The following is a 13,141-nucleotide window of genomic DNA, read 5'->3' on the forward strand; positions in this document are numbered from 1 at the left end:
ATGCAGGTACAGGACGTCATGTCCGCGCAGATCGTCACGGTCTCGCCCAGCGACACCGCGCAGTCGGCGGCCCGGTTGATGCTTGAAACCGATGTGGGGGCGCTGCCCGTCGAGGTTCCCGGTGTCGGCGCCATTGTCGGCATCATCACGGATCGCGACATCGTTGTGTCCGTCCTCGCACGCGGTTTGTCCACCTCGACCACGATTGCGGAATTCATGACGGTTTCACCCGAGGTTTGCGATGAACGGGACGACACCGACACCGTTGCCGAGCGTATGCGTGAGCGCGGCGTGCGACGACTCGTGGTGGTGAACGCGGACCACCGCGTGGTCGGCATCGTGAGCCTTGTCGATCTGTCAGCGGGTGGAGCCGGGAAGGAGAAATGGCAATGACGATCTTCCCCACCGACCGCCTGTGGGACGAAGCCGTGGTGCTCGAAGGCGAAAGGCAGGTGCTGCGTGTCCAGAGCACGCGCGACGCGCTGCTGTGCCTCAAGAATCATTGGCCGGTGGACCGCACCGATGCGGTTTCCCAGGCCATGAGCGCGTGCGAACGGGGTCTGGAGACCGATGACGACCCCTCACTCGCCCGGCAAGCCCTGATCGAGGCAGCAAAGGAGGCGGGCTTCCGGGTCAATTCCTGGACGACGACATAATGACGCAGTGAGGCGGAGGCATAATCCGCAATAGACTGAAGATGGCATAATAAAAATCACCGCCATCCGAAGGGACAAGTTCGTGAACGAAGAACGTCAGGAATGGATCAACAAGCGTGCCTACAGCCTGTGGGAACAGCATGGCCGCCAGCATGGCCACGATCAGGAGCACTGGGAACAGGCGACCCGGGAGCGCGATGAACTCGAGCGCATCGCTCTGCCGCATCATCTCAAGAAGACCGGATCGGGCGAAGTGGATGATGCGACCCGAAACGCCATCAACGTCACCCGGAACACATCACCCACCCCGCCGAAGAAATCCAAGTCCACCATCGGCCGCGGCAACGTCGTCTAACTGAACGGCCTCTCAAGCAAAAACACCGACTGCGGGAAACCCAGTCGGTGTTTTTCTTATGCCTCTTCTAAAATGCGCGATCAGGCAGGTTCGAAGGCGACGACGCTGGCGCCATAGACTATGGCGGGGCTTTCGGCGGGATGCTCAGCAAAGCCTTCCTCCGCCGCTCCGGTGTCCAGCACACGCTTCCACGCCTGAATCCCGTTCACATCAGGCAGGGTGACCTCGCAGTCTCCACCCGCATTGAAGACCAGGAAGAGCTGGTCGGCGCGCTCATCGTCGACAGACTTGCAAAGGAAGAGCCCGAGCGTGCGCAGCTCACCATCCTGCCATGCGGCGTCGTCCATGGCCGCCCCGTCCGGACGGTACCAGCCGATCTCGACGGTACCATCTTCGCCGGGTTCACCGGTCAGGAACCGCTCCTGCCGCAGGACGGGATGAGCCTTGCGGAAGGCGATCGCGCCCTTGCAGAATGCGAGAAAGGGATCGTCCACGCCGCTCCAGTCGGTCCAGCCGATTTCGTTGTCCTGGCAATAGGCGTTGTTGTTGCCGCCCTGGCTGTTGCCGAGTTCATCACCGCCAAGCAGCATCGGCACGCCCTGGCTGAGCATCAGCGTCGCGATCATGTTGCGCCGGCGGCGATCGCGTGCGTCCCGGATACCCTGATCGTCCGTAGGGCCTTCCGCGCCCATATTGTGCGAGTGATTGTCGGAATGGCCGTCGCGGTTTTCCTCGCCATTGGCATCATTGTGCTTGTCGTCATAGGAAACCGTGTCCATAAGGGTGAAACCGTCATGAGCGCTGAGAAGATTGACTGACGTCGTTGCACCGCGGTCGGAATGATTGAACTGCTGCGCAGATCCGGTAAGGCGTGCGGCGACGCCTGGCACCAGTCCGCCGTCGCCCTTCCAGAAGCGGCGGACGTCGTCGCGGTACTTGTCGTTCCATTCGCGGAACGGATGGGGAAAGCCGCCAACCTGATAGCCGCCGTCACCGACATCCCAGGGTTCCGCGATCAGTTTCACGCCTGACAGGATCGGATCCTGCCGGATTGCATCGAAGAAGGTCCCTTCGCGGTCGAATTCGATGTGCCGTGTACGGCCGAGCGTGCTGGCGAGGTCGAACCGGAAACCGTCGACATGCATCACGCCGACCCAGTAGCGCAGGCTGTCCAGCACCATGCGCAGCACCATGGGATGCGCGATGTTGACCGTATTGCCCGTGCCCGTCGTATCGTAGGAGTGACGCGGATCGTCGGGCGAGAGACGATAGTAGCTGAGATTGTCGAGGCCGCGGAAGCTCAGGGTCGGCCCCCGCTCGGAACCCTCGGCCGTGTGGTTGTAGACCACGTCCATGATCACCTCGATGCCGGCTGCATGGAAGCGTTTCACCATGGTCTTGAATTCGGTGACCGCACCTGCCGAAAGGAAGCGCGGCTGCGGGGCGAAGAACCCGAGCGTCTGGTAGCCCCAATAATTGCGCAGGCCTTTTTCCAGGAGGAACCGGTCATCGGGGAAATACTGTATCGGCAGCAGCTCGATTGCAGAAATGCCGAGGTCGACGAGATGCTCGATGACGGGATCGCTCGCCATGCCGAGGAAGGTGCCGCGCAGCTCGTCCGGAACACCCGGATGGGTCATCGTCAGCCCGCGCACATGCGTTTCGTAGATGATGGTCTCGGTCCATGGCCGGCGAATGGCGGAATCCCCGGCCCAGTCGAATTCCAGATCCTGCACCACGCCCTTGACCATGAAGGGCGCGCTGTCGCGGTCATCGAAGGACAGATCCTCCTGGGGATCGCCGACCTTGTAGCCGTAGAGGGCATCGTCCCACTGGAGTTCTCCCATCACCTGCTGGGCATAGGGATCGAGCAGCAGCTTGTTGGGGTTAAAACGATGCCCGGCCTTCGGATCATAGGGCCCGTGGGCCCGGTAACCGTAGACCGTGCCGGGCCGAAGCCCCGCAATATAACCGGACCACACATCACCCTCACGCTTCGGCAGTGCCAGACGCGCGGTCTCCTCCTTCCCATCATCGCTGAAAAGGCAAAGCTCGACCTGTTCCGCATGGGCGGAGAACACCGCGAAATGTGTGCCCTCGCCCGTAAAGGCGGCCCCGAGCTCCGGTTTCATGAAATCGAGCTCGGAAAACGAATAACTCATGTCGTGTGTCCCCTTCATTCGGCCGGCGGCATCGCGGGGGAGTCAGGTGCCGCCCAGCGCGAAGTCCCGAGGAAGTTTAAATATGCTCGTGTGCGGTTCTGCTGGAGGCAGTCGAAAGAGCGATGGTGCAACGCGAAAAGAGCGAGATTGTTCCGGAACCTTTAAGGCCGGCCCCGGTTGCAGCCCTGCCCTGAAACGAAAGGAAGGCTGCGATGTCACCATCACCGACGCGACGAACCTGGGGGCCGAGCATGATGGAGGATGGTCATGTAAGGTTTCGGCTATGGGCACCGGCCGAGGATAGGGTCACGCTCATTGCAGGCGGACATGAAATCGCCATGCACGCACAGGCGGATGGATGGCACGAAGTCGAGACCGACCTTGTCAGGCCCGGCTCCCCCTATCTTTACCGCCTGGCGGACGACAGCGAAATCGCCGATCCGGCGTCCCACGCGCAGCTGGCCGATGTTGAAGGCCCCTCGATCGTCACGGATCACGAAAGCTACGCCTGGCGCAACACCGGCTGGAAAGGACGGCCTTGGGAAGATGCCGTCATCTACGAACTTCATATCGGCACGTTCACGCCGCAGGGCACCTTTCGCGCGGCCATCGAACACCTGCCGCACCTGCACGATATCGGCATTACGGCCATCGAAATCATGCCGGTCGCCCATTTCTCGGGCCAGCGCGGCTGGGGCTATGACGGCGTGCTGCATTACGCCCCGCATCCGGCCTATGGCACGCCCGATGACCTGAAAGCGTTGGTCGATGCGGCGCACGACCATGGCATCATGGTGCTGCTCGACGTGGTCTATAATCACTTCGGTCCGGTCGGAAACATGCTGCACCGCATCGCGCCCCCCTTCTTCCACCCCGAACGCCACACGCCCTGGGGCGCGGCACTCGCCTTCGAACGGGAACCGGTACGGCGCTATTTCATCGACAACGCGCTACATTGGCTGCTCGATTATCGCTTCGACGGCCTGCGCTTCGACGCCACCGAGGAGATCGTCGATGAAAGCCACCATCATGTGCTGCTCGAAATGGCCGCCACCATCCGGCAGACCGTGACCGACCGGCAGGTCCATCTCGTCGTCGAGGACCAGGCGAAACGCAAGAGCCTGCTGAACCGTGACGGCGGCGATGTCCATCATTACACGGCCGCCTGGAACGACGTGTTCCACCACGCGCTGCACATCATCGCCACCGGGGAAGACGGCGGCCACTATGCCAAATATCGTGACGACACCGATGATGTGCTGCGCCGGGCAACGGCCCGGGGCTTTGTCTCGGAGGATCAGGAAAGCGACCGCGTCGGCCCGCTGCCGCAAAAGCCGCTGCCGCAGCAGGTCAACGTCAATTTCCTGCAAAACCACGACCAGGTCGGCAACCGCGCCTTTGGCGAGCGCCTGCTGACGCTGACCGATCCCGCGCTCTACCGGGTCATGAGCGCGCTCCTGTTTCTGGCTCCGCCCGTGCCGCTGCTCTTTATGGGCGAGGAGTTCGGCGAGCGCCGCCCATTCCACTTCTTTGCGGATTTCGATGGCGAACTTGCCGAAGCGACACGGGCGGGCCGTATCGACGAAGCCGAGAATTTCGGCGGCCTTCCCGATGGAAAGACGGCAGACGACCTGCCGGATCCGAACGACGAGCAGACCTTCCTCGCGTCCAAGCTCGACTGGAGCCATGCCGCATCGCCGGAGGGGCAGCGGCACGGAGCGTTCGTACGTTCTCTCATCCGGCTTCGGCAGGCAAAGATCAGGCCGCTGCTCGCCGAGGGCGAAGCGCCTGAACCGTCCATCCTCGCTCCAGACCCTGGAACTCTGGCGATAGACTGGCACTTTGCCGAAAAAACCCTCTCCATTCGCGCGAACTTCACGAACGAAAAACGGAACTGGCCATCCTCGTCAGGCGAGACGGTTTTCGAAATTCCGGCTGTTGGTGACGCCGGTCCTTCCATTGCCGTTTCGATCCGCCCGACGTGACAGATCGGGAACCAAACCCCCGGTTGATCTGTTTACATCGGGAATTCGAGCACGAGGCCGCCATGCAGATCCATGAGATCATGAGTCGTCACATCCACCTCGTCCGGCCGGAGGAAACGTTGCAGTCTGCCGCGAGTATCATGGCGGAACGCGATGTCGCCTTTCTGCCGGTGGTCGATGCAAGCGGCCTCGTGGGCACGTTGACCGATCGGGATGTGATCCTGAGGGCCGTCGCCCCCGGCTTGAATGCCGAAGCCACGCTCGTCTCCGACATTATGACGACGGATATCACCTACTGTTTCGATGACGAGTCGGCCCGTACCGTATTGGCCAACATGCAGGCGCTGCATCTGCGCCGGATTGCCGTTCTCGACCGGCAGAACCGGTTGGTCGGCGTCGTTTCGCAGACGGATTTCGCCCGGCACGGCCTCTAGAAGCGGACGGAACCAAGCGGACCTGCACGCGTTTCAGGCCGCCCATCCGGCGTTCCAATCCGGCGATCAAGGACAGCATGACCCGCCTTCTCTCGACCTATCGCCTCCAGTTCCGCAACGGCATGACCCTTGGCAAAGCCGTCCGGCTCGTGCCCTATCTCCGTTCGCTCGGCATCAGCCACCTTTATGCATCTCCCTTGATGACGGCGGTCAGCGGCTCCACCCATGGCTATGACGCCACGCGGGTGGATGAAATCGATCCCACACTTGGCGGTATCGAAGCCCTGCGGCAGCTCGCGGCCGAACTTCATGCACATGACATGGGCCTGATCCTCGACATCGTGCCGAACCACATGGCCGCAAGCCTGGAGAATCCCTGGTGGCGCAGCCTTGTCCTCTGGGGCTCGGAAAGCCCCTTCGCGCACCACTTCGATATCGACTGGACGGAGAAACTCACCCTCCCCTTCCTCGGCAAGGACTTCGCCGAGGAATTGGCGGATGGAACGATAACGCTCGCGCTGGAGCCCGGTTGCAACGCTCTGGCACTTCGCTATCACGACAGCTACTACCCTCTTCATCCCAATACCTACCCGCATGTGCTGGACGCAGCCGAGGCATTTTTCACCAGCGCTACACCTTCTACCGACCCGCAGGGGCGAGCGATCCTTTCCGACGCCCTCGCATCCGGCTCCGCACGCGCCAAGCTTGAGGCGCAGCTGGCGGACATCGCATCCGACCCCGCCCGCATCGCCGCCGTCCACGATGCACAGCCGTGGCGGCTGGTGAACTGGAAGACGGCGAGCGAGAACCTCAGCTACCGGCGATTCTTCGAGATCGCCGGCCTTGCCGGCCTGCGCGTCGAGGACAACAGGGTCTTCGAGGACAGCCACCGCCTCATCCTGGACCTCGTTCGCGACGGCACGGTCGATGGTTTGCGGATCGACCATATCGACGGCCTTGCGGATCCGCAGGGTTATCTCGAACGTCTGCGCGCGGAAGTCGGACCTGACGTCATCATCCTGGTCGAGAAAATTCTGGAACGGCAGGAGCCCCTCCCCTCCGACTGGCCGATAGCCGGCACGACGGGCTACGAATTCATCACGGCGCTGGCCGACGCCTTTGCCGACGAGAAGGAAGACGGGCGACTGGCCGTAGCGTTCAACACACTGAAGAACGATGACGACCGGCACGCCTATTCGGATGAGATGTATGCCTGCAAGCGGCAGATGCTGGCCGACAATTTCCGCGGCGAAGTGCGCCGTCTCGGCAGACTTTCCAAGCGCGTGGCCGACCGTTTGAACGCCGATTTCTCGCGGAGCGCGCTGACCGAGGCGATCTGCGCGCTGATCATCGCCCTGCCGGTCTATCGCACCTATCTCGCATCCGGGCGAAGCATCGATCCACGCGATCATGACATCCTGGCGACGGCGCGGTGCGAAGCACAGGTGCGCGTACGCCCGGAAGTGCGCGAGGCGATCGACCTCATCTGGGAACTGCTGACCGATGAGAAGACCTGCGAAAAGATACCGGACTGCATCGAATTCCGCACCCGTTTCCAGCAATTGACCGGGCCGATCATGGCCAAGGCGCTCGAGGACACCCTGTTCTACCGCGAGAATGCCCTTATCGCCCTCAACGAGGTGGGCGGCGATCCGGGACACCCTCCGGGGGGACCGGCCGCATTCCACGCAGCGATGCAGGATCGTGCCGGGAACTGGCCGCTCGGCCTCTCCGCGACCTCCACGCATGACACGAAACGCGGCGAAGATGCGCGCGCACGCCTCTATACATTGAGCGAGGCACCCGAAGAATGGGTGGCGGCGACGCAGCGCTGGCGCGCCCTCCCGCAACACGAAGGGATAGAACCCGCAGCCGATATACAATGGCTGATCTATCAGGCTCTTGCCGGCACATGGCCGATCGATGGACGCGATGACCGCGCCGCGATGGCGGCGCTGCCGGAACGCATGAAGGCCTATGTCGAGAAGGCGCTGCGCGAGGCGAAGCTGCAGACGAACTGGAGCGAGCCGGATCTCGACTATGAGGCCAGCGTCGCCGGATACGTGGAGAACGTGCTGTCGGACACGACATTCATCGAGGATTTCATCCGGACGCTTTCGCCCTTCATCGATGCGGGCCTGTCGAACGCGCTCGCCCAGACCCTGGTCAAGCTGACGGCTCCGGGTGTTCCCGATATCTATCAGGGAAGCGAACGCAGCGATTTCTCGCTGGTCGATCCCGACAACCGGACGACGCTTGCGACGGAGCCCCTGCGCATACCCTCAAGGCCGGCCCCGACGCGAGCGCATTTCGCCGATTACAAACAATGGCTGACGGCCAAGGTGCTTGGCTGCCGCGGGCAGTTTGCAGAGGTCTTTCACGGCCCCTACGAAGCACTCGAGCTCTCGGACGGCGGGCATCAAGCCCTGGCATTCCTGCGCGGAAACACGCACGCCTTTGCCATCACCGTGGTACCGCGCCTCGCTTTCGGAAAGATGAGTGCGGGAACACTGTGTCTCTCAGAGGCTGCGATCCGCGATATATCGCTTGCGATTCCGCCCGCATTCGAAGGCCGCACAGTCCGCTCCGTCCTGGATGACCGAACCCTGACACTGGGCAGCGCGTTGCCGCTTTCGGACATCTTCCGTACGGATCCGGTCGCGCTTTTGGTCTCCGCGTAGCATCACGCAATAGCCGGGCGCCGAGCAGGTCAGCCCTTGGCGAAGAGCTGGACGAGATCCACCGCGCCCGTCTCGGGCGAGCCGAGCTGAAGATGGCTTTCGATATGGCGCAGATGCAGCGTCATCATCCACGCCGCCTTTTCGGCATCCCGCGTGTGGAAAGACCCGACAATGGCCGCGTGGTCGTCGTCGCGACAGTTGCTGACGCCGGGCGCTCCGAAGATTCCAATGATCAGCGACGTCCGCGTCACCAGTTCCTTCATCGTACGCAGGAGAACGGCGTTGCCGGCGATCTGCGCCATCAGGGTATGAAACTGGCCGGACAGGCGGATGGCATCATGCCGGTGCCGCTCCTTGTGGGCGACATATTCCATTTCAAGATGCCGGTTGAGTTGCGCGATATCCTCGTCCGTCGCACGCTGAACGGCGAGGCGGGCGATGTTGGGCTCCAGCGCCAGGCGCGCCTCGAACACCTCGCGCGCCTGCTCGGCGGTCGGCGAGGCGACGAAGGCGCCGCGATTAGCGTGCAGTTCCACGACTTCGCGGCTTGCGAGCAGAAGCAGACTGCGGCGAATGCGCATGCGTCCGACACCGAACGCCTCGCACAGCGCGGACTCGGAAAGCTTCGTTCCCGGGGGCAATCGCTGCTCGATCACCGCTTCGAAAATGCGATCGACGATATCGCCCTCGTCGATCTCGTCCGCTTCGACCAGGTCGTCCCTGTCTACATTCACCACCGATTTCACCTCATGCGCCTCGGGATCGCATATCTCTAAATAGGTCCGATTTGGTTCACCAACAAGCGTCCATTTCGTCAACACGGCATCGCATGATTTGTTTACACCCACTTGACAAGATTGTTAACAATACGCTCAATGATCGGGCCAAGGCTGAGCATGACCGCCGTTTGCGGCCCGCTTGCCGATAGAAAATAATCAATGGCCCAGAGGAAGAACATCATGCACAAGCGTACATTCCTGAAATTTTCCGCCCTCGCCGCAGCGACCGTCCTGTCGATGCCGCTGATGGCCCATGCCGAGAACGCCACCTTGAAGATCGGCTTCGTCGGCGTCACCTCCGGCCCGGCTGCGGCCTGGGGTATCTCCAACCAGCGCTCAATGGAGACGCGTGCCGCCTGGCTGAACGAACTCGGCGGCGTAAAGATCGGCGACAAGACCTACAACATCCAGATCGTGCCCTTTGACGACCAGAAGGACCCGAAGCGCGCCATCGCCGGCATGGAGAAGATGGCGCAGGACGGCGTGCACTATGTCGTCGGCCCGAACGTCGATGACGGCGCGGCCGCCGTTCGCCCGGTCGCCGAGCAGAACGGCATCATGTATTTCCCCTACGCCTTCCCCAAGGAACTCTTCACCGCGCCGGCGTCCAATGCGATCCTCGGCATGGTGGCGAACTACCAGTCCGGCCCGGCGATCTACAAATATCTTAAGGAAAACAAGGGAGTGAAGAAGGTGGCCTTCGTCGCCGCCAACGAGTCCGATCCGCTCAGCCAGCGTGAATCCGGCATTGCCGCCGCGCAGGCGCTGGGCCTCGAAGTGGTGTCCGGCAACGTGACATACCAGGTGGATACGACGGACTTCACGCCGGTCCTTCTGCCCGTCATCCAGGCTTCGCCGGACCTGCTCGTGCTCTCGGGCGTCTCGCCCGCCAACGCGCCGCAGCTCATCCGTTCCGCCCGCGAGCTGGGCTATACCGGCTTCATTTCCACGGAGACGGGGCAGGATGCCACGGTTCTGCAGGAAGGTGCCGGCGAGCTTGCCGAAGGCTTCATCTCGGTCGGCGGCGCATCCACGCCGGAACTCGCCAGCGACACGATGAAGGAATTCGTCGACCGCTACACCAAGATGTTCGGCGAATACAACGACGAGTCCAACACCAAGGTCTATGCCCTCGAATACATCATCGAAACGCTGAAGGCGAACCCGGCGGCCATCGACAATGTCGAGGAATACAAGAAGACCATGGACACGTTCGAGGCCGCCAACCCCTTCATGAAGGGCGACGCCAAGCTGAAATATGTCGGCATGACCTCCTTCGGCCAGAAGCGTCAGGTTTCCGTTCCCCTCGTCGTCAACGAATTCAAGGGCGGCAAGTTCGAAACGCTGTTCGTCGGCCAGGTCGACTGATCAGAGCCCAGGCATTCCCAAGAACGGGACCCGGAGCGCACGCGCAGTCCGGCCGGGTCCCACCTTGCCTGAACCTTCCATTGGAGGCTCACGATGGAACAGATAATCGCCAACGGTCTGTACCTGGGCGCGCAATACGCGCTGATCGCCCTCGGCCTGACCCTGATCTTCTCGCTGATGAACGTGCTGAACTTTGCCCATGGGCAGATGTATGTCTTCGGCGGCTTCGTCACCTATACGGTCGTGGTGCAGCTCGGCCTGCCCTTCGTCGTCGGCCTCTTCGCGTCGGCCATCGTGCTGGCAATTCTGGGCGCCGCCATCGAGAAATTCCTTTTCGCGCCGGTCATACGACGCTCCAAGCGCGATGAATCGACCATGTTGCTTGCGGCCGGCATCGCCTTCTTCCTCGATGCCGTCATCCTGCTCGCCTTCGGCGAAAAGCAGCGCGGCGTGCCGAAGATCGTCAACGGCGTATTCAACTGGGACATGCGCATCATCATGCCCTACGACCGCATCCTGATCGGCGTCCTCGCCATCCTGCTGATCGTCGTCTTCATCGCCTTCATGAACTATTCGCGCACCGGCCGCGCCATGCGTGCCCTGGCGCAGGACAAGATGGCCGCCCAGCTCATGGGCGTGAATGTCGCGCGCTATTCCATGATCGGCTTTGCGCTCGGCGCCATGCTCGCCGGTCTCGTCGGCGGTCTGCTCGTCACCATCACCGGCGTCAATCTCGGCATGGGCGGGCCGACGTCCGTCAAGGCCTTCCTCATGATCATGATCGGCGGCGCCGGCGTCATTTCGGGCGCGATCGCCGGCGGCTTCATCCTCGGCATGATGGAAAGCGTGGGCCTGACCGTGCTCTCGGCCTATGGCGACATCACCTATCTCGTCATCTTCGCCACGCTGATGGTGTTCCTGGCCGTCCGCCCGCAGGGGCTGATGGGCAAGCCGTGGGGTTGAGACCATGAACGTGAAAAAACTCCTCGGCTTCGCCGCCTTCCTTCTCGCCGTCTTCGTGCTGGTGCCGCTCATCATCAAGGCGACCGGACGGTCGGATTTCTACTATACTCTTACCTCCGTCGCCCTTCTCTCCGTCGGTGCCGCCGGTGTCTGGCTGACCTTCTATATCGGCCGCATCAATATCGGCCAGGGCGCCTATGCGCTGGTGGGCGGCTATGTCTCGACCATCCTCGTCACACAGACCGGTGTCTCGTTCTGGCTGACATTGCCGCTGGCCGGCCTGTTCTGCGCGCTGATCTCGGTCCTGATCGGCCTACCGATCCTGCGCCTCCGCGGCGTCTACTTCGCCATGGTGACGCTGGTGCTGACCGAGGTCGCGCGGCTCACGGCGCTTGCTCTGCCGATCACCAACGGCGCCAAGGGCATCACCTCCATTCCGCTGCCGGGCGAGTTCTCGCTCTTCGGCATCACGATCATCCCGGCCTTCGGCTCGCTCGCCAATCCACGTTTCGGCTTCTACATCATGGCCGTCGTGCTGATGATCGTCACCTATCTGGTGCTCTGGCGCATCGTGAACTCCAGGCTTGGCCATCTCTGCCGCAGCCTTCAGCAGAACGAGGAACTCTCGGCGTCCATCGGCGTCAACACTGCCTATCTCCGGGTGCTCGCCTATGCGATCTCGTCGTTCTTCGGCGGCATCGCGGGCGCCATGTTCGCCTCCATCGCCCAGTCGATCTACCCATCTTCTTTCGTGGTCGCGGACAGCGTGAACTTCATGCTCTACTGCTTCCTCGGCGGCCTGGGCTATGTCTTCGGCCCGATGCTCGGAACGCTGCTGCTCTATTTCGGCTGGGACCTGCTGTCGATCGCCCGCGAATACCAGCTTCTCATCTATTCCGGCATCATGATCCTGCTCATGCTGGTCCTGCCGAACGGTGTGCTCAGCCTTCTCGACAAGAAGGAGGGCCGCGCATGAGCCCGATCCTGCAAATCCGCAACATCACCAAGCGCTACGGAGGCCTGACGGCGGTCAACGACGTCTCCTTCCACGTCAACAAGGGCGAGATCCTCTCGGTGATCGGCCCGAACGGCGCCGGCAAGTCGACGCTGTTCAAGCTGATCTCCTCCTTCGTGCCGGCGACATCGGGCGAGGTCATCTTCAACGGCGAGCGCATATCGAGCCTCGCCCCGCACAAGGTGGCCCGCATGGGCGTCGTGCGGACCTTCCAGGAAACGACGATCTTCCGCTCGATGACGGTGCGCGAAAACATCATCGTTTCCCACCACCTGCGTTCGAAGGCGAGCCTCCTCGGCTTCTTCCTCGGCACGAAACAGGCGAAGGAAGACGAGGAAGCCTTCGCAGCCTCGGCCGACGACATCGTCGACTTCCTCGGCCTTCAGGCCATCCGCAACGAACTCGCCTCCAACCTGCCGCAGGGGCATCTGCGCGCACTCGGCATGGCCATCGGCCTTGCCACCGATCCGAAGGTCATCCTGCTGGATGAACCCTTCGCCGGCATGAACCACGACGAGACCATGAAGATGGTCGCGCTCGTGCGGCGCCTGCGCGACGAACGCGGCGTCACCGTGCTGCTCGTGGAGCACGACATGCCTGCGGTCATGAAGATCAGCGACCGGATCGTGTGCATCAATTTCGGCCAGAAGATCGCCGAAGGCACGCCCCAGGAAATCCGGGAGAACGAGCAGGTCATCGAGGCCTATCTCGGCTCCGAAGATGCGGCGATCGGGATGTAAGCC

General features: G+C 62.2%; 12 protein-coding genes. 10 read left to right on the top strand and 2 right to left on the bottom strand.

Going from position 1 to position 13,141, the window contains the following annotated elements:
• The 3 genes from K6301_RS12640 (at position 1) to K6301_RS12650 (ending at position 1,011) form a co-directional block, all read left to right on the top strand.
• Positions 1 to 393: a CBS domain-containing protein gene (locus tag K6301_RS12640; protein ID WP_247217383.1), complete on the top strand. Its 393-nt coding sequence runs from the start codon at positions 1 to 3 to the stop codon at positions 391 to 393.
• Between the two features lie 2 nt (positions 394 to 395).
• Complete coding sequence (locus tag K6301_RS12645) at positions 396 to 656, top strand: DUF982 domain-containing protein (protein ID WP_343298944.1); 261 nt, start codon at positions 396 to 398, stop codon at positions 654 to 656.
• Positions 657 to 738: 82 nt separating this feature from the next.
• Positions 739 to 1,011 (top strand): DUF2934 domain-containing protein, encoded by a 273-nt coding sequence (locus K6301_RS12650; RefSeq protein WP_247217388.1) that lies wholly within the window; start codon positions 739 to 741, stop codon positions 1,009 to 1,011.
• A gap of 80 nt (positions 1,012 to 1,091) precedes the next feature.
• On the opposite strand, the gene glgX is transcribed toward K6301_RS12650, so the two are convergent.
• Positions 1,092 to 3,173: a glycogen debranching protein GlgX gene (glgX, locus tag K6301_RS12655; protein ID WP_247217390.1), complete on the bottom strand. Its 2,082-nt coding sequence runs from the start codon at positions 3,171 to 3,173 to the stop codon at positions 1,092 to 1,094.
• Positions 3,174 to 3,385: 212 nt separating this feature from the next.
• On the opposite strand from glgX, the gene treZ reads away from it, so the two are divergent.
• The 3 genes from treZ to treY all read left to right on the top strand — a co-directional run bounded on the left by treZ (position 3,386) and on the right by treY (position 8,273).
• A complete protein-coding gene (gene treZ, locus K6301_RS12660) occupies positions 3,386 to 5,158 on the top strand; it encodes a malto-oligosyltrehalose trehalohydrolase (protein WP_425475341.1) in 1,773 nt (590 codons plus the stop codon).
• Between the two features lie 62 nt (positions 5,159 to 5,220).
• On the top strand, positions 5,221 to 5,592 hold the full coding sequence (locus K6301_RS12665) for a CBS domain-containing protein (RefSeq protein ID WP_247217393.1): 372 nt from the start codon (positions 5,221 to 5,223) through the stop codon (positions 5,590 to 5,592).
• 77 nt (positions 5,593 to 5,669) lie between these two features.
• On the top strand, positions 5,670 to 8,273 hold the full coding sequence (gene treY, locus K6301_RS12670) for a malto-oligosyltrehalose synthase (protein ID WP_247217395.1): 2,604 nt from the start codon (positions 5,670 to 5,672) through the stop codon (positions 8,271 to 8,273).
• 29 nt (positions 8,274 to 8,302) lie between these two features.
• Here the strand turns inward: treY and K6301_RS12675 are convergent, their stop codons facing one another.
• Positions 8,303 to 9,010: a GntR family transcriptional regulator gene (locus tag K6301_RS12675; protein ID WP_247217397.1), complete on the bottom strand. Its 708-nt coding sequence runs from the start codon at positions 9,008 to 9,010 to the stop codon at positions 8,303 to 8,305.
• Between the two features lie 222 nt (positions 9,011 to 9,232).
• Between K6301_RS12675 and K6301_RS12680 the strand changes: the two genes are divergently transcribed.
• The 4 genes from K6301_RS12680 (at position 9,233) to K6301_RS12695 (ending at position 13,138) form a co-directional block, all read left to right on the top strand.
• A complete protein-coding gene (locus tag K6301_RS12680; protein ID WP_246665749.1) occupies positions 9,233 to 10,420 on the top strand; it encodes an ABC transporter substrate-binding protein in 1,188 nt (395 codons plus the stop codon).
• A 93-nt stretch (positions 10,421 to 10,513) separates the two neighbouring features.
• On the top strand, positions 10,514 to 11,383 hold the full coding sequence (locus K6301_RS12685) for a branched-chain amino acid ABC transporter permease (protein ID WP_247217399.1): 870 nt from the start codon (positions 10,514 to 10,516) through the stop codon (positions 11,381 to 11,383).
• Positions 11,384 to 11,387: 4 nt separating this feature from the next.
• A complete protein-coding gene (locus K6301_RS12690; RefSeq protein ID WP_247217402.1) occupies positions 11,388 to 12,359 on the top strand; it encodes a branched-chain amino acid ABC transporter permease in 972 nt (323 codons plus the stop codon).
• Positions 12,356 to 13,138, top strand: a complete 783-nt coding sequence (locus K6301_RS12695; RefSeq protein WP_247217404.1) for an ABC transporter ATP-binding protein — start codon at positions 12,356 to 12,358, stop codon at positions 13,136 to 13,138. The genes K6301_RS12690 and K6301_RS12695 overlap by 4 nt, the downstream gene beginning before the upstream one ends.
• The last annotated feature ends 3 nt before the right edge of the window (positions 13,139 to 13,141 follow it).

Origin of the sequence: Shinella oryzae (assembly GCF_023038235.1) — a bacterium.
In the GTDB taxonomy this organism is placed as follows: domain Bacteria; phylum Pseudomonadota; class Alphaproteobacteria; order Rhizobiales; family Rhizobiaceae; genus Shinella; species Shinella sumterensis.